Here is a 26,688-nt window from a genome sequence, read left to right as displayed (position 1 = left end):
GAAAAGGATGGTGCTTTCCATCCTTTTCCTTATGTATTTTGAGTGTCGAAACTATTCTCAAAACAAGTTTTACACTACCAATTGTATAATTAGGTTATGCTTTTATATTAAGAATTTTGCTGACCAAATCTTTTCCCGAGTTTAGCTAACAATTCAGGTTGATCGCTTTGGCTCATTATAACTTCAATAAAGATAAGTTGATTCTTATTAAAAGTTATATTTGTTAAGACTTCTGCTAATTCTGCTTCATTTTCTACTTTAAATGTTAGACTTTTTTCTTCTGACCCAAATACCATTGATAGTTTATTGTAATCCCACATTTGTATATCATTATAAGGTTGGTTTTGGCCGTGAATGGCACGTTCAACGGTGTATCCGTTGTTATTGATTAAAAATATAATCGGTTTTAAATTTTGACGTAGTATAGTTGATAACTCTTGGGCAGTTACTTGGAAAGAACCATCACCAATAATTAAAATGTTGCGCCGTGATAAATTGGCGAGCTGTGTACCAAGTAGAGCGGGCAGTGTATATCCGATAGATCCCCATAACGGTTGTCCTACATATGCAGTGTTATTAGGTAGAGGGATAGCAGCACTACCAAAGAAAGGTGTTCCTTGTTCTACAATTAAGATGTCGTTTTCTTGTAAGAAATGGTACATTTGCTGCCAAAAACGTTTTTGTGTGACCATTTGTGCTTTTGGATTGAACTCTTCAGTAAAAGGTGATGGTGCTGAAATAAATGGCTTAATTTCAAGAGTATCTTTATTACGATGCGCAATTGAATCACTTAAATGTTGTAAAACATCCTGCATTACAACTGGACCGTATTTTTTATCTATAATTTTCACAGTGTAGGGATGGATTTCTATAACTTGTTCTTTTGTAAAACCTTGTGTGAAGCCGCCTGTAATAGTATCAGTTAACTTCACACCAATACTAATAATACAATCAGATTCATCAATTCTTTTTCTCAAGTACGGAGAACTTACATCACCAGTATAAATCCCTATAAATTGAGGGTGTTTTTCTGGGAATATTCCTTTTCCCATACTTAACGTCGCGATGGGAAACCCAGTTTTTTCTACAAATTGATGTAAATTTTCTTTAGCGTGAAATCGATCTACTTCAAAATCAGCTAAAATTACAGGTTTTTTGGCGTTATTTATTATTGAAGTGGCATGTAGTAGCATTTTATCCAACGCTTCTTTATTACTTAAAATCGGTTTATATAAAATTGGTTCTGTAGGTTTATTAATTGGTTTATTATATACATCAATCGGAAAATTAATATGAACCGGGCGTTTTTCATTCCAACATGCACGTAAAACACGGTCAATTTCCTCAGCAGCATGCTCAGGTTTTACATTTGTTTGTGCCACAGTGATTTCTCGATACATATTGGAAAAGTGATCGAACTTTCCATCTCCTAACGTATGATGGACGATTGCTCCATTTTCCATTACTTTTGTTGGTGGCGTACCCGTGATTTTTATAACTGGCACGTTTTCCGCATATGAGCCAGCAATACCGTTAATAGCGCTTAATTCTCCAACTCCGAAAGTAGTAATAAGAGCAGCGATTCCTTTTATGCGAGCGTACCCATCTGCTGCATATGCAGCATTTAATTCGTTACAATTGCCAATCCACTTTAAATTTTCATGTGCTACCACATCATCTAAAAAGGCAAGATTATAATCACCAGGAACCCCAAATATATGTTCAATTCCTAATTCATGTAGTCTATCCAATAAATATGTACTTACAGTATATTGTTTTTTCAAATGAATCATCTCCTAATTATGCAATGAATGTTTCAATAGACTAAATAAGTTCTAATACGTTGATTAAAATATTCATTACTAGATTGTGGTATAATTTACATACAGGGGGAAAGTAGATGACACAACATAAAGAAGAACAGATGAATGAGGCATTAGCATTATTTTATTTTGCATATAAAACATTTACTGAAAAGCCAGATGAAATTATAAAAGAATATGGCATTCAACGAGTACATCATCGAATTTTATTTTTTATCGCACGTTTTCCAGGGATAAGTGTAAATGAGTTATTATCACTATTAGAAATAAGTAAACAAGCTCTCCACGGACCGCTACGTCAACTTGTGGAAAAGGGCTTAATTGAGAGTAATGAAGCTATGCATGATCGACGTGTGAAACAGTTGTCTTTAACAGAAAAAGGTACAGATTTAGAGAAAAAACTGAGTGATGTACAAAGACAACAAATGGGTGCTATTTTTTCAAAATTTGGTGAATCATGTGAGGACAATTGGCACCAAGTTATGAATGAAATGGCAAATAGCCGATCAGGTTTTGATGCTTGGATAACGAAACGTGAACTACCAGTCGATCAAAAATAATGAAAAAAATTCTGTTTTTATCGTTTGAAAAAGAACAAATTTTATCCATACATTTGGCAACTATGATTTGGTCATAGAGTGAATGGATAAAAAGATACATTACTAGATACTTTGTACGTGTACGCAATGGAACAATAAAATTCACATTTCCGAAAGGGGAATTATAATGATAAAACTTGTACTTATTCGTCACGGACAAAGCTTATGGAATCTTGAAAATCGCTTTACTGGATGGACAGATGTTGATCTATCAGAGAATGGATTAAGTGAAGCGAGAGAAGCAGGAGCAATATTAAAGAAAAACGGATATACTTTTGATGTGGCTTATACATCAGTATTAAAACGCGCAATTCGGACGTTATGGATTGTACTTCATGAGATGGATCTTACTTGGGTTCCAATACATAAATCTTGGAAGCTAAATGAAAGACATTATGGTGCATTGCAAGGGCTGAATAAAGATGAAACTGCACAAAAATATGGTGAGGAGCAAGTTCATATTTGGAGAAGAAGTGTTGATGTAAGACCACCGGCTCTTACTGAAGACGATCCTCGATATGAAGCGACCGATCCAAGATATAAAACACTCAAAAAAGGTGAATTTCCATTAACTGAATGTTTAGAGGATACGGAGAAGAGAGTACTTGCTTATTGGCATTCAGAAATTGCGCCGACATTAAAAAGTGGTAACAAAGTAATTATTTCATCACACGGTAACACAATTCGCTCGCTAGTAAAATATTTAGACAACCTTTCAAGTGATGGTGTAGTTTCATTAAATATTCCCACTAGCATTCCGCTTGTTTATGAATTAGACGAAAACTTACGTCCGATTCGTCATTATTATTTAAGTATGGATGGAGAAGTACCTGAAGGGGAAATTCCGAAACATATTTCTTTTTAATACGAAAATTTGAAATGAATGCTTGTCTACATATACAATATAGACTCATGGTAAAGTGAAATTTTAATCAGTGGGGGTCTTACTGCCCACAAATAACAGGATAAAAGACGTGGTACTTTCTAATATATATGCGATGTAGCTAATTTTAGAAGCTTGTCCACGTCTTTTGTCATAAAGAGAGCAGCTTGCGCATGTAATGATATCGTGAGTAGTTTTTGAATGGAGGGTGATGTGATTAATGATCTCTAACATTCGAATTGGCTTATTTGTTTTAGCGATTGTCTTTGTAGTCCTTGTTTTCTTTTATTGGAAAAATGAGGAGTTGTACGAGGAGAAAAAGCAACGTATTAGAAAGACTTGGTATGGTTTGTTTATCATATCTGTCACCGTGTATTTCATGATAAAAGGAATTGATTTAACCCTCTGGAAAAATCTTTTAATGTTTACTGCAATGGTTATTTTTGTTGATATTGCGTTCATTTTAACACCTAATATTTCAGAAATATGGGGTGCGAAATTTAGTGATATTGGCAAGACAGTTCAATCAATAAAACGATCATTAATTGCATCTAAAGCGAGAGGAGAAATATACACGACAATTATTCAAAATGTTAATCCATCAGTATTCGGTACGATGGAATGGCATACGGAAGAGGAATATACAAAGAGCCTAAATGCATTTTTAGATTCATATGGGGAAAAGATTGGTGCGAAAATTGTTGTTTTTGAAGCCGCGAAGGAATTAAATACAAACTTTCGTGGTATTCGCTCGCAATTTAGTATTATCGTTCCGTTAGAACATATCGAGCAATTGAATGAGCAGAAAGCGGTGCAAGTAGAAAATGTCGGGATTATACCAGCAAAAATAGTAAGTGACGTTTTCATTGTTATTGATGGAAAGAAAAATAACCTGCAAGATCGGGATTTTGAAAATGTATATAATTTAACAATACATCATAGTTATTTTAGTAAATAAGGACAGAATCTTTTTCTGTCCTTTTCTTATATACTTAAATTAAAGACAAAATCCGACAAAGTTGAATAAAATTGGACAATCATTCCTACACTAGCATGTAGAGGTGATTGTAGTGGTAAAAGATTATGACAATGATTTTTTTAAAGAAGATAACGAAGATACAACAGATTTCTCTTTAATAAAAGGGGATACGTTGCAGCAAGTAGAAGAATTAGAAGAAGAATTAAAAAGAAAATCATAAGTGTACACTCTTTCTACATTTGCTATATAATATAAATAAAAGGTTGTATCTTTTTGAAAAGGGGGAGAAGAGATGGCTGAAGTCAATGTGCAAAAGTCTTCGTTTTTTAAAGAAAAAAAAGAAGAATCAAATACAGATTTCTCTCTTGTGAAAGGTGCATTAACGGAGAATATAAATCGGTTAGAGAAACTGATGAATAATAGTAGTTCAAAATATATACAGGTGAAAAGAACAAAAGAAAATGCATAGAGCATTTTCTTTTTTTTTATTTAATAGTAAACTTTTCTCTTATTTTTTCAGGCAAATCTGCTTTCTGAATCTCTTCATAGGACTTTACTTCAATTGATGATATTTCATTTTTATTATTATCATCTTGATCTACATAAAGGCGTAAAAACGCGTCTGCATTTAATTTATGATTGTTTTCTTTTTTTGTACTTCTAAATGTAATTTGTTTTTTGACGCCATCTTCATCATATGCGGGCAGCGTATAGTTTCGTAAGTTTCTACCATCTACCTTTTCGATAGTTCCTTCGCCTTTTATCTGCATGTAATATACATCTTTACCAATTCTATTTAGTGACGCTCTCTCACAGCCAATAGTAAAACTAGAAAATAATAAACATAGTGTAATAATTGCTAAAAACTTTTTCATTTTCTTTATCTCCTTTAATGTGTTTCTTTAAAAAGTATACGGCTATTATTAAATGAGAAAAATCGATATAGATTACAATGCCCTTACAATGTTGTAAGAGTGTTTTACATAAAATGAACAATAAAAGTTAAAAGAAAGGTAAAATAATGAATCATGGTATAATGATAAAAGACTTACATACTATTTTTTCATTTTGAAAGGAGCTTGAAAAATGTATTCTACTTTAGAACAATTAACAAAGCACCCTGTATTTTATCATTTTGCAGAAATTTCAAAGATTCCTAGAGGATCAGGTAATGAAAAGGAAATTAGTGATTATTTAGTGGGCTTTGCAAAAGAGCGTAACTTAGAAGTCATTCAAGATGAAGCATTAAATGTCATTATTAAAAAAGAAGCAACAGCTGGTTATGAAAATGTACCAGCTATTATTATTCAAGGTCATATGGATATGGTTTGCGAAAAAAATCAAGCAACAGCACATGATTTTGAAAAAGATCCAATTGAATTAAGAATCATTGGGGATATGTTATATGCAAATCAAACAACTTTAGGTGCTGATAATGGTATTGCAGTTGCGTATGCATTAGCTTTATTAGATTCAAAAGAAATTACGCATCCAGCACTTGAAGTCGTTATCACTACTGAAGAAGAAACGACAATGGGCGGGGCTTTTGCTATTGATCCAAATCATTTTGAAGGAAAGATATTTATAAATATTGATTCTGAAGAAGATCATAAATTACTTGTAAGTAGTGCAGGTGGTGCGAAAGCTGTTGAAACAATTCCCGTAATTTGGGATGAAACGCCAGCGAATATGGATGCATACCGTCTATATGTTGGTGGTCTAAAAGGCGGACATTCTGGTATGGAAATTGATAAACAACGTGGTAATGCGAACAAAGTATTAGGACGAGTATTACGTGATTTATCAGCACATACGGAGTTTAACATAAGTGAAGTTCACGGCGGATTAAAAACGAATGCAATTCCGCGTGAAAGTGTAGCTACACTTTTAATTCGTACAGAAGATGTAGGACAAGTAGAAGAAAAACTAGAATCATGGACACGTGTATTACAAGAAGAAATGCGTGCTGTTGATCCAGATGTTCATGTTACACTGACAAAATTGGATGAAAAAGTTGAAAAAGTATTTGCTAAAGAGACACAAAAGCAGCTTATTTCATCATTATTCTTAATTCCAAATGGCATTCAAAGTATGAGCATGGATATTAAAGGTCTTGTAGAAAGCTCAACAAATTTAGGCGTTATTGAAACGTTGCAAGATGAAATTAAATTACGTAACGAAGTGCGAAGTTCTGTAAGTAGTTTAAAACAACATGTTGCAGAAGAAATCAAATATATTGCTGAATTAGTTGGTGCTACATTTGAAATAGAGTCAGAGTATCCAGAATGGCCATACAATCCAAACTCACAAATTCGTAATTTATTTGAAAAAGTGCATCAAGAAAAATACAATAAAGAAATTGAAATCTTCGCTGTGCATGCGGGGATTGAGTGTAGCGCATTCGTTCAAAAAATGCCTGAATTAGATGCAATTTCATTCGGACCAGACATTTTTAACGTCCACACTCCAGATGAACATATCAGTATCTCTTCTGTAGTGAATAACTGGGGATTCTTCATTGATGTAATGAAGGGTACAAAAGAATTAGCTAAGTAATAACGACGAAATAAAAAGGAGCCTATAAAAATTTATAGGCCCCTTTTTTGTATTGGAATTTATCCCGCTATTTGCAGAGCAGCCCGATTGGTTTAACTAACAATCAGTGGGGGATGAATAAAACCACTACTGATCAAAGTTTCACTTTATGAGAAGTCATTTTTCGTTAGTATGTAATATTAAGCTTGAACAATTAATAAGGATGAATTGTTGATGTTTTTTAGTACTGATGAAGGGGTGGAGAAATGAAGGGAAGAAAGCATTTTATTGTTTGTATGTTTTTATTGTTCTTCACATTTAGTTTTATTGGTGTTCAGAAAATAATAGCAGAGGAAGTTGAATTTACAGGAACAACAGCTCCATTGAATGTAAATGTTAGAGAGGCAAAAAGTTTGAATGCAAATATTGTAGATGTGATTCCCGGAAATACAACAGTATCTTTTAAAGGATGGGAGTATGGTGAAGCGGTTAAAGATTACTGGACAGGAAATTTAGATAATCGTTGGTTTTATTATTTTAAAGATGGAAAAAAAGTATATGTAACGTCAGCGTATATTAATGGAAATCCTCCAAATACATCAATAGATCGTAAATTATCTGTACCTAACATATTACAAGAAAGATCAAATTGGTGTTGGGCAGGCACTTCGGTTTCAGTTTTAAATTATTTTGGGAAAACTCCTTCACAAGATCAGTACGTTAGGTATGTTAAGGGTGGATCATATAATAATCCTGCAACTTCACGTGAAATACAATATGGATTATCAGGATATGGTGTTAGCTCAGCTATAAGTACTGGAGCAAAATCATATGATTGGTTCAAAAGTCAAATTAATAGTAATCAGCCGATGATTGCACTCATTATGTGGCAAAATGGAGCTAACATCGGACACTTTGTAGTACTTGATGGATTTTATAAAGGGACAAATGGAACAGATTATATAACGTACATGGACCCTTGGTATGGTGATCATTATAATCATAATTTCAGTACGTTCCATAACAATAATAATTTTTGGTGGAGTGAAACTGTTTATAATATCCATGCAAACTAATAATATTAAAAGCGGGGGTTCATAAATGGGAAAACTACTTAAGCTTGTGATACCGTGCATGTGCTTAATGACCGTTATTATTTTCGCTAGTAAAATTAGTTATGCATCAAAAAATAAAAGTGAATCAGTACAATCAATCGCATTAAAAGATTATCAATATAGTAAGGGAAGTTCTTCTGAAAATTTAAGTTTTGAAAAAATAACAACATCTCCATTTTCGTTACCAATCTATGCAACAATTTCAGCACAGCAAATTTTAAATAGCTCTGAATTTAAGAATTTACTATTACCAACAAATGAAAAGCTGTGGTTTATTATGAAGGGTGAGCAGCCAGAAGGACTAATTGTTGCGAATGATATTGAACCGATTCGAACGGGCGGAGAAAATAGAAGTAAAGATTTATATGGATTATATACAGCAATAAAGAATAATACAAATGAAACAAAAGATATTAGTTATTTCGAATTTGAAGGGCAAGGAATATTGGTAGTAAATCAAAATAATGATCAAGAAATATACCTTAGTAAAGGTGCCGCTGCCATATTAAAACTTCCTACTGGTCAAAAAGTATTGAGCAGTGAAGTATTACAGAAAATGAAAGAGAGAATTGCAACTGCTTTTGAATAGTTAAATATAAACTTAATAAACAAATTAATAAATGAACGAATATGTATTTAATATGAAATTTCATGTACTGTATTATTTTCGAAAATAATACAGTACATAGTATAAAAAGGATAACAAAAGAAAAGAGTGTAAGATTTTATGAAAAAATGATGATTATAGTAGAAATAGTTGATTCTTACTTGTTTTGTATAAAGTTCGATTCAAATTACACTTTCCATTTAAAATATTTAAATAATTCAAATGGAAAAGCTTGACCTTCACACTATGTAAAGGTTTACAGTAAGACAGAAAAGGAGGTTAAGAAATGAAAAAAATAACGAATTTGTGTATGAGTGCTATACTAACCACATCTATTTTCAGTGGTTATGCTCTAGGGAAGGGGATTGAGAAAGTTCAGGCGAAGGAAATTGAAAAAACGCAAAGAAAAGATATGAAGAAAGTAGAGGTGCGAAAACAAATAGGAAAGTATACAATGCCAGATGAAAAAAACAAACATGAAGGAACATGGCTACAATGGCCTCATGAATTTACATATGGGCAAAAATATCAGCAAGAAGTAGAGCCAATTTGGATTCAAATGACAAATGCTTTAAGTAAAGGCGAAAAAGTTCATATTGTTGCATATGATCAAGAAGAAAAAGAAAGAATTACTGAGGTTTTAATAGATCACGGGGTAAATATGGAGAAAATTGATTTCTTTATCGCACCTACTGACGATGTATGGGCGAGAGATACTGGACCAATTTTTGTTTATGATAATGACAAAAATCTAAAGATATTAGACCCAGGATTTAACGGATGGGGAAAGAAAACACCATATAAGAAAGATGCTCGTCTTCGTGAGAATCTTAGTAAACAGTTAGGAATTGAAAGAATTGATTGGAATAAATTTGTTCTTGAAGGTGGCGCAATTGAATTAGATTGTAATGGAACTGCTTTACTAACTAGAAGTGCTGTAACGAATAAAAATAGAAATGCAAAATTGTCAGAAAAAGATATTGAAAAATATATTAGTGACCTTGGGGTAACAAATTTTATTTGGTTAGATGGAGTACCTAACTTAGATATTACTGATTTTCATATTGATGGATTTGCAAAATTCCACGATAAATCTACTATTATAACATTAAACAAAAAAGATTTAGCTGAATGGGGAACGTCTGATAAAGATATTAACAAGTTGTTGCAGGCAAAAGATGCTGAGGGGAATAAGTACAAGTATGTATATCTGCCGCTAAGCAAGAATAATGTTACATTAGAAAATGGGAAGCAGCTTGATTATAAAGGTTCATATATTAATTATTATATAGCGAATCAAGTTATCTTAGTTCCTAACTATAATGATCCTAATGATAAAATAGCAAATGAGATGATTCAAAAACTTTATCCTGATCGTAAAGTTGTGGGGATTGATGTAAGAGAGCTTTATAAAAATGGTGGTATGATACATTGTATTACTCAACAACAACCAATTAATTTAAAATAATATATTTATAGTGTTCAGTGGAGTTTTCTATTTCTTATGAAAACCTGTTTATCTATAGGATAGGTAAAGATGCGATGGCATTTTTACCTATTTTATTGTAATTTTTATGAGTTAAGTATACCTTTCCTATAAACTGAAGAAACCCACCCTTTTTGAAAAAAGCTTAATCAAAATGGATGGATTTTCTACATTAAAAGCTATACTTGCTGTTGAAGAAGAAACATTGTCTAAAGGTATGTTTTTACCTTTTAAAAGTCGTTTGAATCCCTTCAATAAAACATCCAAAGAGTCCTCTATTATTGGGGTTTTAAAAGTTTCTGGTACAATCATTCTTACTAAAATATCTAAATACAATCTATATTTTTTCTTTTAGCAATCCATACATGCCCATCACCTTCAGAATTATCTTAAATAATAAAAGTTCAGCGACTTTTCTGTTTTTATTTGTAAATGAACACATTATACTTGGCCAATTATTGTGCAACCTTTTCGAATAAATGATTTTCTTTATTTGAAAATAAGGGTGCATCTATAAAACCATAATGATAAACTAAAATACCTAATTCCACTCTAGAATTAATATGCCATTTTTCTTTAATATGATTAATTATCGTTGAAATTCTTCGAGGGGTAACATATATTTTTTTTGAAATTTCTACATCTGTAAATCCTTTTGCTACATAAATAGCCACTTCTAACTCTCTTTCGGTCAACATTCTTTTCATAAAATACGCTCCTTCGAAATTATCTATATAAAAATCAAAAGAAACTATTAAAAGAAATAAAGGTGAAAAACCATATTTATTTTAATCTGGCTATTTGCGGGTAGTAAGACTCCCACCTCAAAATTTAGATGTGGCAAAGAAGTCGGACTCCCTGTAAAAGCCTATCTGGAGTGGACTAATAATCAGTGATGATGAATAAAACTCCCATTGATTATTAGTGAACCATATTTTAATAATTTCTCGTATTGTGATACAAGTTTGTAAAAGAAACTATAAATCCATATAATTAGTAATTGTAACTATATTAATTTTACATTACATTAAAAGTTGGAAAATATTCTTATACTCATAAAGTGTTACATTTGAGGGAGGAAAGATGGAATTCTACAATCTTGGTATTATTATTAAAGAACTTAGAAAGAAAAAAAACATGTCACAATCTGAATTATGTCATGGAATATGTTCACAAAGCCAAATTAGTAAGATAGAAAAAGGTATTATTTATCCATCTAGCATATTGTTGTATCAATTATCTGAAAGACTTGGTATTGATCCAAATTATATATTTGCGCTAACGAAAAACAAAAAAATAAAATATATTGAAAATGTAAAATGTGTAATGAGAGATTGTGTGAAACAAAAAGAATATAATGAGCTTTACGAAATAGTGAAAAAAGAGAAAAACGAAAATAATTTCCAATCAAAAGAAGATAAACAATTTCTATTATGGCATGAAGCGATTGCTATATATTATGTAAATGGAGCAACAATTAATGCTTTTGACATTTTAAATAGAGCACTAAAACAAACCTTAAGTAGTAGTAACTTTTTATCAGAAAAAGAAATAAGCATAATGAATTCAATTGCTATAATACATGCAGAAAATGAAGACTATGAGAAAAGCATAAATATATTAAAACAAAGTTTAATTAATTTTAATAAGATAGAATTCCCTAGAGAAAAAGAAATCAAATTAAGACTCATTCATACGTTAACAAAATGTTTACACCTTGCAAATCAATATGAAGAAGCAATAAAGTATAGTGAAATAGGCATAAAATTAGCTATAAATATGAATACTTTATACTTATTAGGTGAATTGTTTTTTGAAAAAGGTGCAATTTTATTAAAAGTTCAGCACTCTAATGAAGTTGGTTTAACATACATAAAAAAGGCATTATTTATATTTGAATTAACAGAAAGAAAACAATATATAAAAATGATCAAGGATAAATATATTAAAAATCAAGAATAAACAAGAAATAATTCTAACATAAGTTATTGCTAATTGGTATTTATTCCTAAAAAAAGTACTGTAATACGAACTATTCCTAATTGTTATTTATTGCTAAAATAAATACCGTAATATTAGATAAATATAAAGGGTGGCATTTTATGAAATCAAGAGGAATTACTCGTAAAGCAGATAGCATGGGGCGTATTGTTATTCCAATGGAAATAAGACGGAGTTTAGGAATTGTAGAAAAAGATTCTCTTGAAATGTTTATAGAAGAGGACCAGATTATTTTACGAAAATATCAATCACCAAGAGCTTGTGTACTTACAGGGGATATTTCAGACAGCAATATTTCGTTAGCGAATGGGAAGATTATTGTAAGTCCAAACGGGATGGAACTGTTAATAAAGAAGTTACAGCAATATCTTTTAAAATAAAAGGTAAGTAAGAAATTTAAAATAGAATATACTTGGAAAAAGGTCCTCTATCACCATTTAGGGGACCTTTTTATTGTTATCAATAAAATTGAGAGGCCGTAGTTGGTTCAATGAAATACGAATTACCTTATGAATAGTCTGACTATTTTTTATAAAAAAACTATTTATTTACATTTTTTGGTTTCGTGTTATATTTTTAGTGTTAATATATTTATCTTGAAAATTCTGATTTTAAACTCAGGAAAACTTTAGAAAATGAAATACTCTTACTTGAATTGAAAATCATATAAACATAGTTTGAAAGTAAAGTATGAAAATGAATCAGATTTTCAAATTAAATTTGCCAATTTAACGGAGATTCGTGGGGGAAATGTGACTAAGAAGAAATCTCTTATACTCCACGTTTTTTATTTGTAAATTGGTAGTTCTAATAGCTTTGAAGAAAAGCAAAGGAGCAAAAAAGAAGTAGGTAGTTCATTTAATAGAAGATATGGTGTGAAAAAATAAAACAACGGAGGTTTTATAATGAATAAAGGAACACTGCAGATTACAGAAATCGAAGAAATTAGCATTCCTAATGTATTGAAGGATAAAATGAAGAATCTAATAGACCATGAATTAAAAGCTCATAATCCTTATACTTGTGATCAAGAAATAGCTGCAAGCTTTTCAAGAGAGTGGCTTAATTGTTTGATTGATTATTTAAAGAAAACTTCGAATTCAGACATGAAAAAACTACTACATATGATAAAAGTAGCGAATTGTGGTGGGAACGTACCACCTACTCTTATTAAAAATATTCCATGTGATCCTATGGAAACCCTATTACCTGGGGAGAATCGCAAAGGCTTTAATTATGGTGAAGACGAAGACGATAGAATGAAAAAATATTTTTATGCAGAATGGGTCACATGGCTTTTCGCCACACTTTTTAATTATGATGCTTTAATTCACCCATCCGAACATGCAGGGAAAAATAGATTTCACCTCATTTCCCCTTTGAACAACGATGAAGTTTTGCGAAATGTCGGTGCAAGCACCGGTGGTGGGAACTTTTATCAACATAACGATGCCACAGTGTATACAGATATGAAAGACCAATCAGATATTGAAGCAAGATTGAAAACATTCAATACGAATTTAGAAATTGTATCAAATAGACTCAATAAATCCGTGGAAAGAATAGTGTCTGAAATTACTTGTGGAAAATTTACTAGAGTTGATGCTCTTTTATTAAAAGGAGTGTTAAATTTAAAAACTCAAACTCATATTGGAACGCCAAAATTACTTCAAAAGCATCTTGAAGAAAATGACTTCAGTAAAGATGATATATTGGCGATAAGTAAAATGCCTATTGCTCATATCGCAGGAATGGCGGATGGTGAAATATCTGGATTTGTAGGGGAAATAAACCAAATTATATTTTTGGATGATAATGGCGATATTATTGCAACTTGTTTGAATGGAGCAGAAAATAGATTGATTTATGTGGGAGAAAGTGAAGAAGAAAAATTGAAATTTGACATGTTTTTAGAACTCTTACGAACAACGCCTACTTATAAGGTTCCACTTACATCTGAAGATTTATTAATTATCCCAAATTCATACTATGGTAAACAAACAAATGTAACTCATGGTAGGGAAAGGTTATCTGAGGAAGAATATAAAATCCCGATTGGAGATAATAAGTACGGAAGAAGAATTGTTTGCAGGCAGTACGTTTCCAGCCGATTACGTGATCAGAAAGAAAGTTACTTTACAGATATCATTAACTAGTTTAAAGAGAGGAGGGGTGATGGGGAGGTTTGGGTTATAATAGCTCAAGCCTGCCCCTATTCTTTGTATGGATTTTACTATTGAATTACTCATACTACTATTTTTAGTAGCTGTATTAGCAGGATGGATAGATACAATTGCTGGGGGCGGTGGTATGATAACTATCCCGATAATGTTATTAGTAGGTATGTCTCCTTCTGTAGCGATAGCAACTAATAAACTACAAGGGAGTAGCGGAACCCTCATGGCAACAATGATTTTTATTAAGAAGAAAGAAATTAATCTCAAAGATATGCGTTTGTCCATCTTAATGACCTTTTTGGGATCCGTTTTCGGTGGATGGCTTGTTTTACAGATACGGGCAGAATATCTAATCATGATATTACCTTTTTTACTTATTATTATTGGTCTTTATTTTCTATTATCTCCAAATATAGCAAACGAAGATCGACCGAGAAAAATAAGTATGTTGTTGTTTGCGTTAACAGTGGCTCCGTTACTTGGATTTTATGATGGTTTCTTCGGCCCTGGAACAGGTAGCTTGATTGCTTTAGCGTTCATTCTCTTATGTGGATATAGTGCTACACGGGCAACTGCAAATGCTAAGATTTTGAATTTTACAAGTAATTTCGCTGCTTTGTTGTATTTTATTATTTTTGGCCAAATCGATTGGACAATTGGATTGATTATGATGCTTGGTCAAATTATAGGATCATATATTGGGGCGAAGATGGTGCTTACAAAAGGGACGGCATTAATACGACCAATAGTGGTTATTGTTTGCTTTGTCATGGCAATTAAAATTTTTTTACAAAATATAAACTGAATGTAATCAATATATTATTTGGATCAAAGTTAGAGTGTTTTCATGTTCTTATTGCAGTATTACGCTGTTTAAGATGTGTTCAAAATTACACAATTTGACTAGTGTAATGTATTGCGTTATGCTTTTTTTAGTATAAAAGAAAGGCTTGAAGATAATGATTCGTCGTTTGAGAAAGCTAAAAAATGTAGCTGTCGTAGTAAGCTTCTAAGTAAATAGCAAAATATATAATACTTAGAAGCGAGGAATAAAGTTATGAAGTATCCATTATTTAATCATTGGTCAGAAACAAAGTATATAAAAGATATAGTAACAAATCCACTCATTGAAGTGGGAGAGTACTCCTATTATTCAGGCTATTATAGTCATCAAAATTTTGAAGATGGCTGTGTAAGGTATTTGTGGGGGGATGCTAAGTCTCAAGCACTTTTCAATCCAATTGAACAGATGGGATGGCATCTTGATAAACTCATTATTGGGAATTATGTTTGCATTGCAAGTGGAGTAGTCATTTTAATGGGTGGTAACCATAATCATCACTCAGAATGGATTACAGTATATCCATTCGCTGAGCAAATTGAACAATCATATGAACCTAAGGGTGATACAGTCATAAAAAGTGATGCTTGGATTGGAATGAATGCTATAATAATGCCTGGCGTTACTATTGGTGAAGGGGCAATTGTTGCTGCAGGATCTGTCGTAAGTAAAGATGTTCCGCCGTATACAATAGTTGGTGGAAATCCTGCTAAGGAAATAAAGAAACGATTCACTGATAAAGAAATAAACATGTTAATGGAAATGCGTTGGTTTGATTGGGATAGGAAATTGATTGAGAAGGCAATTCCGCTGTTATCTAGTCTATCCATCGAACCATTATTTGCTTTTTATAAAAATGAAGTGAAAAATAAATAAATCAGTTAGAAAAACTACATCCAGTATAGGGTGTAGTTTTTTTATTACAAAAAACTAATAGTTTAGACTAAAGAAAATTCATCTCTAATATAAGTCTAGCAAATAGCTGAATTGAGTAATTAAAATCCTTGATAGCTAATAAAGCATTAACGGGCAGTAAGACCACAACTGATTAAAGTTTCACTTTATTTTTTGTAAATGTGGAACAAATGTATTATTTAGATTGTCTATTAATTGTAATCCTAAAAAATATGAAAGTACGAATCATTTTGAAAAATATAAGGGGATTAAAAATAGTGATATGTGTGGGAATACAAAGTATTAGGGCACCTAAAAGTGTCGGATGAGATGGTCTATATGAAAGCGATTCTAATGTCTTATATGTATATACAATTTGAGAACACTGTCTATTTTTTGAGATTATGTTAGAATAACGCTTTTTTTGAGTATAAAAATATTGGAGGTAACAGAAGTGAAAGGTATGTTTTGCAAGAGATTTATTGCAATAGTAACAGTGCTTACACTATTTTGTAGCATGTTCGTTACATTTGGAAGAGCAGCAGCGGAAACAGTTTCTGCTATAGAGGTTGAAGCAGGATCAGCAATTTTAATAGAAGCAAATTCCGGGAAAATTTTATATGAAAAAAATGCAGATGAATCATTGGCAATTGCTAGTATGACAAAAATGATGAGCGAATACTTAGTTCATGAAGCGGTGGATAAAGGAAAACTTAAATGGGATCAAAAAGTTAAAATCTCTGAATATGCACATAAGATTTCGCAAGATCGTTCATTATCAAACGTTCCATTAGAAAATGGTGGCTCTTATACGGTAAAAGAGTTATATGAGGCAATGGCAATTTACTCTGCAAACGGTGCAACAATTGCTTTAGTTGAAGAGATTGCTGGTAAAGAAGTCAACTTTGTAAAAATGATGAACGATAAGTCGAAAGAGTTTGGAATGAAAGATTATAAATTTGTAAACTCTACAGGCTTAACAAATCACGATTTAAAAGGATATCATCCAGAAGGGACAACTCTAGACGAGAAAAATAAAATGTCTGCAAGAGATTGTGCAATTTTAGCACAACGTCTTATTCAAGATTTCCCCCAAATATTAAATACAGCAAAAATTCCTAAAAAAACATTCCAAGAGGGTGGTAAATATCCAATTGATATGGCGAACTTTAACTGGATGTTAAAAGGTTTAATTAAGCAATATGAAGGTGTAGATGGTTTAAAAACAGGAACGACTCCAGAGGCGGGAGATTGTTTCACTGGTACAGTAGAAAGAAACGGTATGCGCCTAATTTCTGTAGTGATAAAAGCAAAATCTCATACGGCACGTTTTGATGAAACAAAGAAATTATACGATTATGGATTTGCTAATTTTGAAGTGAAGAATGTCTACAGAAAAGATTCAGTAGTAAAAGGGCATGAAACAGTGCGAGTAGCAAATGCAAAAGACAAAGAAGTAGTAGTTCAAACGAAGCAAGCTGTTTCACTTCCAATACCGAAGAGCAACAAAGACGTTTATAAAAAAGAATTTAAAGTATTGAATAAAGAACAAGAAGCGCCTATTAAAAAAGGTGTAACAATTAGTGAAATGATTATCTCGCCTAAAGATAATACAGATCCGGGGTTCTTATCAGGTAAATCGTTACAAATAGATCTTGTAACAAAATCTGATGTGGAACAAGCAAATTGGTTTACACGTTTTATACGTAAAACAGAATCTTTTTTTAGTGGTATGTGGGATAGTGCGATTGATATAGTAAAAAGCTAATTTTTTAGGATACAACTAAATGTTTCACTTTATAAAAATTTAATAAAATCTTTTCTTTGTATTAAATATTTTGTTTTACATTATGTATATAAAGAAATGGAGGTCAAATTAACTTTGTACTACTTATATTAGGAATTTAAAGAAACAATATGTACAATCCACCCACTACATTCTTATAGTGGCATTTATGAACAGCAAAATTTACAATTTACAAGGAGAACATTTTATGAGTAAGAGAATAAAAGAATTAGATTCCATACGAGGGTTAGCGGCACTTACTGTGGTATTTGGACATTTTTGTTTAATGCTACCATCGTTGCCTAATTCTATTAAATTTTCCCCGCTTAGGTTTTTATGGGCGGGTGGGGAAGCTGTTATCGTTTTTTATGTACTAAGTGGTTTTGTGTTATCTATGGCACTTTATCATTCAAAAACAAATTATTGGGGATATTTAATTAAGAGATTTGTAAGAATCTATATTCCTTATTATTTTTGGATAATCGTTACCTTTGTTTTATTTATTTTATTTTCGTCGTATGAAGTGGTAGGGCTACGGGATTGGTTCTATGATAGGTGGCAAGGGTCTATAACGAACTTAGATATTCTAAACCACTTTGTGCTTCTTAATAACTTTTTTACGGAAAATTATAATCCAGTTATTTGGTCATTGGCTCAAGAGATGCGTATATCTATTGTGTTTCCTTTGTTATTCCTTCTTTTTTATAAACTGAATTGGAAGAAAACGATACTATTTGCTTTGAGCTTTTCATTAATTAGTGTTGTTCTTAATATGTTGCATATTGGGAAAGCTGAAGGATTTTATAATGGTTATGCTGATACACTGCATTTTACATCTATGTTTATGATTGGAATGTTACTTTTTAAGTATCAGGAAAAACTTATCTACTCATATAGGAATATGAAAAAATTTAAAAAAGGATTTCTTATTGCATTAGGGGTTATTCTTTATTTATATTCCATTTTAATTTATGGTTTTTCCCGTAATGATACAACTTTCTTATTAAAAGATTGGGGTGTCGTAATGGGGATTAGTATATTTATTATAATGGCTATGAGTAACCTAAAAGTAAAAGCATTTTTAAATAAGAGTGTATTTGTATATTTAGGAGAAATTTCATACAGTATCTATTTATGTCATTTTCCAATCATGATGGTACTATTTAAACTTTTGTATACAAAGATACCTATCTTTTTCCTTCTTACTTTGTGCATTGCAATGACACTACTTTTTTCTATAGTTTCATATCATTTAATCGAAAAGAAATGTATCAACTGGGCAAAACAAAGAACAATAAATTTTTTGAAAAAAGTATAATTTCTAGATAGATTTTATCTCTTTAGTAAATATATGAATATGACCGATTCTTAAGTATACTTAGGAATCGGTCAATTTTGGATTCTAAATATAAATATAGTAAAGTGGAATATAATTGAAATCGAAAACCACTTAGAAATAATAATTACGGTGTGAGCTATTGTATAGTATAGATATGGTTAATAATAAAGGGGGAATACATATGTGGAAGCGATTTGTAGCAATTGGCGATAGTTTTACAGAGGGGATAGGGGATGAAGTTGAGGGAATTGCATTAAAAAGCTGGGTAGATCATTTTGTTCAACTGTGTGAAAACGATATAGAATATGCCAATTTTGCAAAGCGTGGGTTAGTAACTAAAGAAATTCGCTCGCAGCAATTGGAAAAAGCGCTAACTTTTAATCCAGATTTGGTTAGTCTCATTGCAGGGGCAAACGATGTTTTAAAAGGACGTTGGAATCATGATGCATATAAGAACGATATGGAATTTATGATAGATACATTAAGTAAAGCAGGGGCTGATATTATTATAGCAAACCTTCCAGATTTTACAGTTAGGCTTCCTTTTGCTTCTGAAAAAAAACAAGTAATAAAAGAACAATTATTAGAGGCAAATGAAGTTATACATTCACTGAGCAGAGAGTATAAGCTTCATCATGTTGATTTTTGGAATCATCATTTAGTTAATGATAATACGCTTTGGTCTAAGGATTTAATTCATCCAAACTCAAAAGGATATGTAAAAGTTGCTGAATTAATTTTTAGTAGTTTGCCTGTACAGAAGATAAAATAATAGTTTGCAATTTAAAGAATATGATATTAAGTGTATGAAGTTATGTTTTTTAGTAAATGGAAAGAACTAAACATTTAGCAAACAAAGCGTATTTACGATATATTTCTACAGTAGTTCATAAATGTAGAATCACAAAGAAAGATCACTTATGGAAATAGGTGGTCTTTAAACATTTTTATAACTAAATTAAAATATATACTGTATTACTAACAATTTCGTACTACATAAAAATTAAGTTCTCTTATATAAAATCATATTTTGGGTATGTATCCTAATTGTGAATAATGTGTAGTTTTTTGAAGTATAAATATCCAATAAATAAAATAGGTAGTAGGTGCAGAAATATTAATGCTATATTATTCAATTCTTGTTATGAGTGCATTAGTAATTGTTAGTATTATATTTTTATTATCAACTTTAGTTATTGGAATTAATTTGAATAGAAAATATGTAGGATAGGGAAAGGTACATATACTTTAATGTATATGTACCTTTTTATTTAGTAGGATTTATAGTCTCTATAAACTATTATGTTAATAAAATTAAAAAACTTAATTCTTGATATCCTTATGGCTAAAGCCATCTATAAAATGACAATATAACTAAATAATTTTTTGGTATGATTTTTGGATTTTGTTTTTTATCCGAATTTTCTGATTCAAATATTTCAACTTTATGAATATAGTAGGTGAAATATTTGTGTGATAGTATTTGAGATAGAAAAAAGCCAACTTTAAAAAGGATGTGAATTGAATGTGTAAACGACTGTAAAGAGTTATATTAAGGCAACGTTTAGCTGTTATGAGTGCAAGGTAAAGGTCTATTTTGTAACAGTTGATATAAAAATGAAGAAACAGGTGCGCTTGAATTTATCTGACTATTTTAAAAATACGAAACCTTGAGGTTAGTCTAGATTTTAACGAGGTTAAATTCTAGCTGAAATATTTATAATGATTAATTAAGTTTAATAAAGGGGTACCTTATACGCAAAAGCTTTTATATTAGTAACTTAAGGAGCTTGCTTTTATGAAAACTACCGATTCAAAAGGCCTATTAGGAAATAGGGTTTATTTACAAGTTTTCTCTGCCTATTCATTGCTTATGCTTGGTGTTTTTATTGATATGTTAGCGATTATGACTATAGTTGGGTTTGAATGGAAAGTAGATCCTACTATGATTGGGTTGATCCCTGTTGCATATGCACTTCCTGGAATTATTTTTGGCTCATGGGCAGGTGTTATTGCGGATCGTTTTAGAAAAATTCCAATTATGATGTTCTGTAACCTAATGGTTGGTCTAATAACAATTGCTCTTTTATTTGTACAAGATATCCACTGGCTCTTAGTGGCATTAATGATTCGTTCCATTTTTATTGTTTTCTATTATCCTGCACAGCAAACACTAACAAGACAGATTGTATCCCCGGACTTGCTTACTAAAGCAGTAAGTATCAACGGAATAGTAGAGCAGGGTACAAAGATAGTAGGCCCACTTATAGGGGGCATGTTGCTGAGCTGGTTTCAACCAGAGTTCTGCCTCATTATAAGAGCTATAAGTTGTTTATTAGCTACCTTAGTTCTGATACCCACAATAAAATTTAAAGAAACTATATCGAAAGAATTTGTTGAAAAGCAAAAACAAAGTACTTGGACCGCTTGGGTACAAGGGTGGGGTTATGTGTTATCTAATCGGATAATATTATCAACCATGATTTTCGTTACAATAGCCATGGCAGTATTACAATTAGTAGACTCACAATTCCCAACTTTATTTAAGAGCTTATTCCCACATGATAAAAGTAAAATGGGATATATCATTTCTATTATTGGTCTTGGCGGAATACTTGGTGCATTACTAACTCAGAAATTAAAACAATTTCAATATGGCTGGGTAGTATGTGGAGGTATGGTTTTAATGGGAATTGGTTTTGGGGGGATTGGTTTGATAACGCCCGGTACGGTCTTCGTTTTAGCCTATTTAATTAGTTTTATCGCTGGTATCGGAAGTGGGCTGATGCTTGTATCTAATCAAGTCATTTTACAAATAGAATCCGATCAAGATCAAGTAGGAAGAGTATTTGGTATACAAAGCAGTTTAACAAACGCAGTTCTAATTATTTCTCCTGCTATGAGTGGTCCATTAGTGCATTTGTTTGGAGTAACTCAACTCTATGTTTATGGAGGGATTGGGCTTGTTATTATTGGAGTAATTGGAGTTTCACTGCAGAAATATTTATGGGCTAAACATAAACACGAACCTATAAGAGCAAATAATTTTTGAAGGGAAGATTTTTATGACCAATGAGGAATGCTATCCATTAAGCCATCCGCAGCGAAGAATATGGTATACAGAAGTCGTTCATTCTGATAAAGGAATATGTAATTTAAGATTTTTATTTAAACTTCATCGAAAAATGAATTATTCAAAATTAAACCAAGTTGTGAATCGCGTTATCAGTGAAAATGACGGTCTGTGCATTAGGTTAAAAGAAAATGGGCATCAGGAACCGAAACAATATTTTACTAAACATGAAGAACAAGAATTTGAGTTTTTTGATTTCAGTAAAGTGGAGAATACAAATTTGCTTGAGGAATGGATTGAGCAGAAAACAAAAGAAACGTTTACATTATTTAATTCAAATTTATACTATTTCGCTTTAATAAAATTAAACGATAATGAATGTGCAGTCTTTGGAAATGTTCATCATATTATTATGGATGGTTTATCAATTCAAATATTTACTGAGCAGATTGCAAAATATTATTATGATATGCATAACGAGAATGAGGAGGGTGAAATTAAAAATTCATATGTTCAATTTCTGACCAACGAACAAACATACTTGAATAGTAGTCGCTTTCAAAAAGATCAAAAATTTTGGTTAGAGGAATTTAAAACACTGCCATCTGTGACTGGATTGAAGCCTTATAATACGTACCAAGTTAGTACCAAAGCATCACGTGAGACGTTTATATTAACGGAACATTTGAAGAGAAAGATAGAAAAATTTTCTGAAGATTACAAAATTAGTTTATATACTCTTTTTGTTGCTGCTTTCTCGTTGTCCATGTATCGGTGGACCTCATCGCTTGATATTGGTTTAGGAATGGCTTACGGCAACCGTATGACTAAAATGGAACGAAAATTGATTGGAATGATGGTGAGTACAGTTCCTTTAAGAATGGATATTGATCCAGAAGAAGAAGTACTTTCATTTATTAGTAGAGTGTCCAGAAAACAAAGTAAATCATTAAGACACCAGAAATATCCATTTGATTTGTTATTAAAGCAGATTAATAAAGAGAATAACAGTAATGTGAGACTTTTCGGAACTACGATTGATTATAGGGATCGTGATGAAAGTGGTGACTCACTATGGATTCCAAACCGTGAAGAAGTACAAGATTTTGCAGTGCATATTGAAAATCTAATTGATATAGACTCTTTACATGTACATATTGATTATCGTGAGGAGCTATTTTCTAAGGAAGAGATAGAACGATTCTTTAACGTTATGCTAGTGATACTGGGAAATATTTTTGAAAACCCAAAGCAGAAGGTGGCTGAAATAGAAATCATTTCTGAGGAAGATAAAAGAAAAAGTTTAGTTGAGTTCAACAATCCTAAACTGGATGTCCCACCTCAAGTAACTATTCATGAAATGTTCGAACGGCAAGCGATGATTTATCCAAATTCTATTGCAGTTACGTATGAAAAAGAAAAAATTACTTATAAGGAGCTTAATGAACGTGCAAACCAGTTAGCTCATTATCTGCAGAAAAAGGGAGTAGGACCTGATACTTTAGTTGGACTGTGCGTTGAACGTTCCCACGAGATGATTGTAGGTATTTTAGGGATTTTGAAGGCTGGTGGGGCTTATGTCCCACTTGATCCAACATATCCAGAGCAACGACTTCAATATATTTTAGAAGATGCTAGCATTCAGTTATTCGTAACGCAAGAAAGTTTAAAAAAATTGAACTGGTTACCAGAAAATGTTGAGTCGATTTGCCTGGATCGTGATCAAGATGAGATTGGGAAAGAAAGTAAGTCTTTTCCGGTTTCTAGTGTCGGTCCCCAAAATCTGGCATATGTAATCTATACTTCGGGATCAACGGGAAATCCAAAGGGCGTTATGATAGAGCATCACAATGTTATTCGGCTATTTAAATCGACGGATTGTTGGTATCAGTTTAATGAAAAAGATACTTGGACGCTTTTTCATTCGTATGCATTTGATTTCTCAGTATGGGAAATTTGGGGAGCGTTATTATATGGTGGAAAATTAGTTGTTGTTCCGTACTGGATTAGTCGATCACCTAAGGATTTTTATCAATTATTGGTGGAGGAAGAAGTCACAGTTCTAAATCAGACACCTTCCGCATTTCGACAATTAATACGAGTGTGTGAACAAGAAGATAAGAATAAAAATTTGCAGCTGCGTTACGTAATATTTGGCGGAGAAGCGTTAGAACCTATTAGCTTGTTACCGTGGTTTCAAAGGTATGGAGAGAAAAAACCACAGTTAATTAATATGTATGGAATTACAGAAACTACAGTTCATGTTACATATTATCCAATTACTCTAGATGATGTGCAGCATGCTTCAAGAAGTAATATTGGAAAGCGGATTCCCGATTTAGAAGTGTATATACTTGACGCTTATCAACAACCTGTTCCTATAGGTGTTGATGGTGAACTTTATATTGGTGGAGCAGGATTGGCACGTGGATATTTAAATAGACCTGAATTAACAGCAGAGCGTTTTATATCTCATCCATTTAGTAGTAATTCGAAAGAAAGATTATACCGGACAGGAGACTTAGCTAGGTATTTGCCAGATGGGAATCTAGATTATCGTGGAAGAATTGATCATCAGGTTAAAATACGTGGTTTCAGAATTGAGATTGGGGAAATTGAGTCTACTTTAAATAAAAATGCATCTGTAACAGAGGCAGTTGTAATTGTAAGAGAAGATCAGCCGGGCGATAAAAGATTAGTAGCATATGTTGTAGGAGATGGAAATGTAGATGCGTGGAGAGAGTATCTTAAAGCGAAACTACCAAGTTATATGGTTCCTTCGGGATTTGTGGCGATGGAAGCTATTCCACTTACAGCTAACGGTAAAGTTGATCGAGAGGCCTTACCTATGCCAGAGGAAAAGCAGATTAATAGTGAATGTGTTGGCCCTCGGAATAGTAACGAACAGATACTGACTACCATTTGGAAGCGAGTATTAGGTGTTAAAAAGGTGGGAATCTATGATAATTTCTTTGAAATTGGTGGCGACTCGATTCTCAGTATTCAAATCATATCTCAAGCAAGTCAAGTGGGGTTAAAACTTACTCCAAAGCAAATGTTTGAATGCCCAACTATCGCTGAGCTGGCACAAGTGGCTATAGAAACGCAGGGAGTACAAGCGGAGCAGGGAATTGTGATAGGTGATGTGCCTCTTACTCCAATTCAGTGCTGGTTCTTCGAGCAAGAACATCCACATACAGAGCATTGGAATCAATCAATGCTTTTAAGAGTAAAAGAAAGATTGAATGTGAAATTACTAGAGGGAGCGATATTAAATTTACTGAAACATCATGATGCTTTACGTTTCCGGTACGAACAGTTACCAAACGGAACGTGGAGGCAGAGAAATGAAGGGACTGATGAGCTGTCAGTACTCCATGTTGTAAAACGTAATCAAGTTAATGAAAAAGAGTGGAATAAAATAATACAAGAAGAGATGAACATTAATCAAGCTAGTTTCAATTTAGTTACTGGTCCGTTAATGAGAGTAGTGTACTTTGAAGATAACTTGACTGGAAATGATCGAATATTCTGGGTGATTCATCATTTAGTAGTAGATGGAGTGTCATGGAGGATTCTATTGGAAGATTTACAGGTGGTATATAACCAGATGAAACAAGGTCAAGAAGTTCGCTTACCTGCGAAAAGTACATCTTTTAAAGAGTGGTCTGAACGACTCCAGACATACAGTGATTCGGGTATTTCAAAAGAAGTACAAAATTATTGGAATGAACAAGTAGAAAAAGAAACGATGAAAATTCCAATGGACTATCCAATACAAGAAACAACAGAAGAATCGATTGATCAAGTGACGAGGACTTTAGGAATAGAAGAAACACAAACATTGTTACACGAAGTTCTAGTCACTCATAAGACAAGGATTGATGAGGTACTATTAACGGCATTAGGACAAGCTATCGTTGATTGTATAAATCAGCAAACCGTTTCTATTCATCTAGAAGGACACGGAAGAGAAGAGATGATTGAAGGTATTGATTTATCAAGGACAGTGGGCTGGTTCACGAGTATTTATCCCGTTCATCTCAATTTTCAAGGAACTCAGACACCTATTGAAGGGTTAAAGGCTGTCAAAGAACAATTACGTCGAATTCCAAATCGCGGAGTTGACTATGGTATTTTACGTTACTTGAATAAAGAAATACTTCCGTTTTATCAGCAAAAGCCTTCGATAAGCTTTAACTATCTGGGCCAATTTGATCAGGTGTTTTCAAAGGAATCTTTGTTTGTGCAAGAGGCAGGGTTTACATTTTTAGATCATGCTCCAGATTCCAAACCATCTCATCTAATTGAAGTTATCGGAATGGTGAAAGATGAAAAGTTACATTTTATTTGGATGTATAGTAGGGAACAGTTTTCTAAATTAAAAATTCAAGTGATAGCAGATGGTATGTTAAGGCATCTCCGTCAACTTATAAATAAACCAACAACAGAGTCTGCTTTTACGGTATCAGATTTTGCTGATGCAGAGGATCTTACGGAAGAAAGCTTAAGCAAAGTATTACTTAAATTAACAAAGAAGAGGGTGTAAA

At 32.3% G+C, this 26,688-nt stretch carries 22 protein-coding genes; 19 read left to right on the top strand and 3 right to left on the bottom strand.

The window, feature by feature from the left end; all coding sequences use genetic code 11:
- Nucleotides 1-107 precede the first annotated feature (107 nt).
- Nucleotides 108-1,784: an alpha-keto acid decarboxylase family protein gene (locus tag H6481_RS18915; protein ID WP_182812821.1), complete on the bottom strand. Its 1,677-nt coding sequence runs from the start codon at nt 1,782-1,784 to the stop codon at nt 108-110.
- 116 nt (nt 1,785-1,900) lie between these two features.
- Here H6481_RS18915 and H6481_RS18910 point away from each other — a divergent pair, with 116 nt between their 5' ends.
- From H6481_RS18910 to spoIISB, 5 genes are all read left to right on the top strand, one after another.
- The gene (locus tag H6481_RS18910; protein WP_000191889.1) at nt 1,901-2,383 is read left to right on the top strand and encodes a MarR family winged helix-turn-helix transcriptional regulator; all 483 of its coding nucleotides are present in this window, start codon (nt 1,901-1,903) and stop codon (nt 2,381-2,383) included.
- 166 nt (nt 2,384-2,549) lie between these two features.
- A complete protein-coding gene (gpmA, locus tag H6481_RS18905) occupies nt 2,550-3,287 on the top strand; it encodes a 2,3-diphosphoglycerate-dependent phosphoglycerate mutase (RefSeq protein WP_000594152.1) in 738 nt (245 codons plus the stop codon).
- A gap of 238 nt (nt 3,288-3,525) precedes the next feature.
- Complete coding sequence (locus H6481_RS18900) at nt 3,526-4,263, top strand: type II toxin-antitoxin system SpoIISA family toxin (protein ID WP_000624982.1); 738 nt, start codon at nt 3,526-3,528, stop codon at nt 4,261-4,263.
- A 112-nt stretch (nt 4,264-4,375) separates the two neighbouring features.
- Complete coding sequence (locus H6481_RS18895) at nt 4,376-4,504, top strand: hypothetical protein (RefSeq protein ID WP_000237818.1); 129 nt, start codon at nt 4,376-4,378, stop codon at nt 4,502-4,504.
- A 72-nt stretch (nt 4,505-4,576) separates the two neighbouring features.
- Nucleotides 4,577-4,753 carry a stage II sporulation protein SB gene (gene spoIISB, locus H6481_RS18890; RefSeq protein ID WP_000852629.1) on the top strand — a complete coding sequence of 59 codons (177 nt, stop codon included), beginning with the start codon at nt 4,577-4,579 and terminating at the stop codon, nt 4,751-4,753.
- Between the two features lie 16 nt (nt 4,754-4,769).
- Here spoIISB and H6481_RS18885 read toward each other — a convergent pair whose 3' ends face one another.
- Nucleotides 4,770-5,159 (bottom strand): YxeA family protein, encoded by a 390-nt coding sequence (locus tag H6481_RS18885; RefSeq protein ID WP_000713869.1) that lies wholly within the window; start codon nt 5,157-5,159, stop codon nt 4,770-4,772.
- Nucleotides 5,160-5,370: 211 nt separating this feature from the next.
- Between H6481_RS18885 and pepD the strand changes: the two genes are divergently transcribed.
- The 4 genes from pepD to H6481_RS18865 all read left to right on the top strand — a co-directional run bounded on the left by pepD (nt 5,371) and on the right by H6481_RS18865 (nt 10,009).
- Complete coding sequence (gene pepD / locus H6481_RS18880) at nt 5,371-6,840, top strand: beta-Ala-His dipeptidase (RefSeq protein WP_063547288.1); 1,470 nt, start codon at nt 5,371-5,373, stop codon at nt 6,838-6,840.
- Between the two features lie 245 nt (nt 6,841-7,085).
- On the top strand, nt 7,086-7,895 hold the full coding sequence (locus tag H6481_RS18875; protein WP_182812818.1) for a papain-like cysteine protease family protein: 810 nt from the start codon (nt 7,086-7,088) through the stop codon (nt 7,893-7,895).
- Between the two features lie 25 nt (nt 7,896-7,920).
- Nucleotides 7,921-8,523 (top strand): hypothetical protein, encoded by a 603-nt coding sequence (locus H6481_RS18870; protein WP_097987523.1) that lies wholly within the window; start codon nt 7,921-7,923, stop codon nt 8,521-8,523.
- A 304-nt stretch (nt 8,524-8,827) separates the two neighbouring features.
- Nucleotides 8,828-10,009 (top strand): agmatine deiminase family protein, encoded by a 1,182-nt coding sequence (locus H6481_RS18865; protein WP_063547291.1) that lies wholly within the window; start codon nt 8,828-8,830, stop codon nt 10,007-10,009.
- A 473-nt stretch (nt 10,010-10,482) separates the two neighbouring features.
- On the opposite strand, the gene H6481_RS18860 is transcribed toward H6481_RS18865, so the two are convergent.
- Complete coding sequence (locus H6481_RS18860; protein WP_000827555.1) at nt 10,483-10,734, bottom strand: LuxR C-terminal-related transcriptional regulator; 252 nt, start codon at nt 10,732-10,734, stop codon at nt 10,483-10,485.
- Between the two features lie 376 nt (nt 10,735-11,110).
- Here H6481_RS18860 and H6481_RS18855 point away from each other — a divergent pair, with 376 nt between their 5' ends.
- The 10 genes from H6481_RS18855 (at nt 11,111) to H6481_RS18810 (ending at nt 26,687) form a co-directional block, all read left to right on the top strand.
- Nucleotides 11,111-11,989: a helix-turn-helix domain-containing protein gene (locus tag H6481_RS18855; protein ID WP_000397972.1), complete on the top strand. Its 879-nt coding sequence runs from the start codon at nt 11,111-11,113 to the stop codon at nt 11,987-11,989.
- A 140-nt stretch (nt 11,990-12,129) separates the two neighbouring features.
- Nucleotides 12,130-12,408, top strand: a complete 279-nt coding sequence (locus H6481_RS18850) for an AbrB/MazE/SpoVT family DNA-binding domain-containing protein (protein ID WP_063547292.1) — start codon at nt 12,130-12,132, stop codon at nt 12,406-12,408.
- 525 nt (nt 12,409-12,933) lie between these two features.
- Nucleotides 12,934-14,184 carry a hypothetical protein gene (locus H6481_RS18845; protein ID WP_063547293.1) on the top strand — a complete coding sequence of 417 codons (1,251 nt, stop codon included), beginning with the start codon at nt 12,934-12,936 and terminating at the stop codon, nt 14,182-14,184.
- A 67-nt stretch (nt 14,185-14,251) separates the two neighbouring features.
- The gene (locus tag H6481_RS18840; RefSeq protein ID WP_029442323.1) at nt 14,252-15,010 is read left to right on the top strand and encodes a TSUP family transporter; all 759 of its coding nucleotides are present in this window, start codon (nt 14,252-14,254) and stop codon (nt 15,008-15,010) included.
- 252 nt (nt 15,011-15,262) lie between these two features.
- Nucleotides 15,263-15,922, top strand: a complete 660-nt coding sequence (locus tag H6481_RS18835; RefSeq protein WP_182812815.1) for a CatB-related O-acetyltransferase — start codon at nt 15,263-15,265, stop codon at nt 15,920-15,922.
- A 472-nt stretch (nt 15,923-16,394) separates the two neighbouring features.
- Entirely contained in the window at nt 16,395-17,708 is a 1,314-nt protein-coding gene (locus H6481_RS18830) for a D-alanyl-D-alanine carboxypeptidase family protein (protein WP_063547295.1), read from the top strand.
- Nucleotides 17,709-17,895: 187 nt separating this feature from the next.
- Nucleotides 17,896-19,044 (top strand): acyltransferase, encoded by a 1,149-nt coding sequence (locus H6481_RS18825; RefSeq protein WP_182812812.1) that lies wholly within the window; start codon nt 17,896-17,898, stop codon nt 19,042-19,044.
- Between the two features lie 202 nt (nt 19,045-19,246).
- On the top strand, nt 19,247-19,837 hold the full coding sequence (locus H6481_RS18820; protein WP_000265883.1) for an SGNH/GDSL hydrolase family protein: 591 nt from the start codon (nt 19,247-19,249) through the stop codon (nt 19,835-19,837).
- A gap of 1,026 nt (nt 19,838-20,863) precedes the next feature.
- Nucleotides 20,864-22,117 (top strand): MFS transporter, encoded by a 1,254-nt coding sequence (locus tag H6481_RS18815; RefSeq protein ID WP_182812809.1) that lies wholly within the window; start codon nt 20,864-20,866, stop codon nt 22,115-22,117.
- 13 nt (nt 22,118-22,130) lie between these two features.
- Nucleotides 22,131-26,687, top strand: coding sequence for a non-ribosomal peptide synthetase (locus H6481_RS18810; protein ID WP_182812806.1), 4,557 nt, complete (start codon nt 22,131-22,133; stop codon nt 26,685-26,687).
- Nucleotide 26,688 lies beyond the last annotated feature (1 nt).

Origin of the sequence: Bacillus sp. ME78 (genome assembly GCF_903970865.1) — a bacterium.
Lineage (GTDB): Bacteria > Bacillota > Bacilli > Bacillales > Bacillaceae_G > Bacillus_A > Bacillus_A cereus.
Note: the sequence above shows the minus strand (reverse complement) of the source record. Positions and strands in the feature narration are given on the sequence as shown.

Bases quoted from the DNA above. Each gene is read 5' to 3' on its own strand.
- H6481_RS18820 (WP_000265883.1), top strand. From the start codon at position 19,247: ATGTGGAAGCGATTTGTAGCAATTGGCGATAGTTTTACAGAGGGGATA.
- H6481_RS18850 (WP_063547292.1), top strand. From the start codon at position 12,130: ATGAAATCAAGAGGAATTACTCGTAAAGCAGATAGCATGGGGCGTATT.
- H6481_RS18855 (WP_000397972.1), top strand. From the start codon at position 11,111: ATGGAATTCTACAATCTTGGTATTATTATTAAAGAACTTAGAAAGAAA.
- H6481_RS18815 (WP_182812809.1), top strand. From the start codon at position 20,864: ATGAAAACTACCGATTCAAAAGGCCTATTAGGAAATAGGGTTTATTTA.
- H6481_RS18875 (WP_182812818.1), top strand. From the start codon at position 7,086: ATGAAGGGAAGAAAGCATTTTATTGTTTGTATGTTTTTATTGTTCTTC.
- H6481_RS18810 (WP_182812806.1), top strand. From the start codon at position 22,131: ATGACCAATGAGGAATGCTATCCATTAAGCCATCCGCAGCGAAGAATA.
- gpmA (WP_000594152.1), top strand. From the start codon at position 2,550: ATGATAAAACTTGTACTTATTCGTCACGGACAAAGCTTATGGAATCTT.
- spoIISB (WP_000852629.1), top strand. From the start codon at position 4,577: ATGGCTGAAGTCAATGTGCAAAAGTCTTCGTTTTTTAAAGAAAAAAAA.
- H6481_RS18825 (WP_182812812.1), top strand. From the start codon at position 17,896: ATGAACAGCAAAATTTACAATTTACAAGGAGAACATTTTATGAGTAAG.
- H6481_RS18840 (WP_029442323.1), top strand. From the start codon at position 14,252: ATGGATTTTACTATTGAATTACTCATACTACTATTTTTAGTAGCTGTA.
- H6481_RS18865 (WP_063547291.1), top strand. From the start codon at position 8,828: ATGAAAAAAATAACGAATTTGTGTATGAGTGCTATACTAACCACATCT.
- H6481_RS18860 (WP_000827555.1), bottom strand. From the start codon at position 10,734: ATGAAAAGAATGTTGACCGAAAGAGAGTTAGAAGTGGCTATTTATGTA.
- H6481_RS18885 (WP_000713869.1), bottom strand. From the start codon at position 5,159: ATGAAAAAGTTTTTAGCAATTATTACACTATGTTTATTATTTTCTAGT.
- H6481_RS18910 (WP_000191889.1), top strand. From the start codon at position 1,901: ATGACACAACATAAAGAAGAACAGATGAATGAGGCATTAGCATTATTT.
- H6481_RS18835 (WP_182812815.1), top strand. From the start codon at position 15,263: ATGAAGTATCCATTATTTAATCATTGGTCAGAAACAAAGTATATAAAA.
- H6481_RS18845 (WP_063547293.1), top strand. From the start codon at position 12,934: ATGAATAAAGGAACACTGCAGATTACAGAAATCGAAGAAATTAGCATT.
- H6481_RS18870 (WP_097987523.1), top strand. From the start codon at position 7,921: ATGGGAAAACTACTTAAGCTTGTGATACCGTGCATGTGCTTAATGACC.
- H6481_RS18900 (WP_000624982.1), top strand. From the start codon at position 3,526: ATGATCTCTAACATTCGAATTGGCTTATTTGTTTTAGCGATTGTCTTT.
- pepD (WP_063547288.1), top strand. From the start codon at position 5,371: ATGTATTCTACTTTAGAACAATTAACAAAGCACCCTGTATTTTATCAT.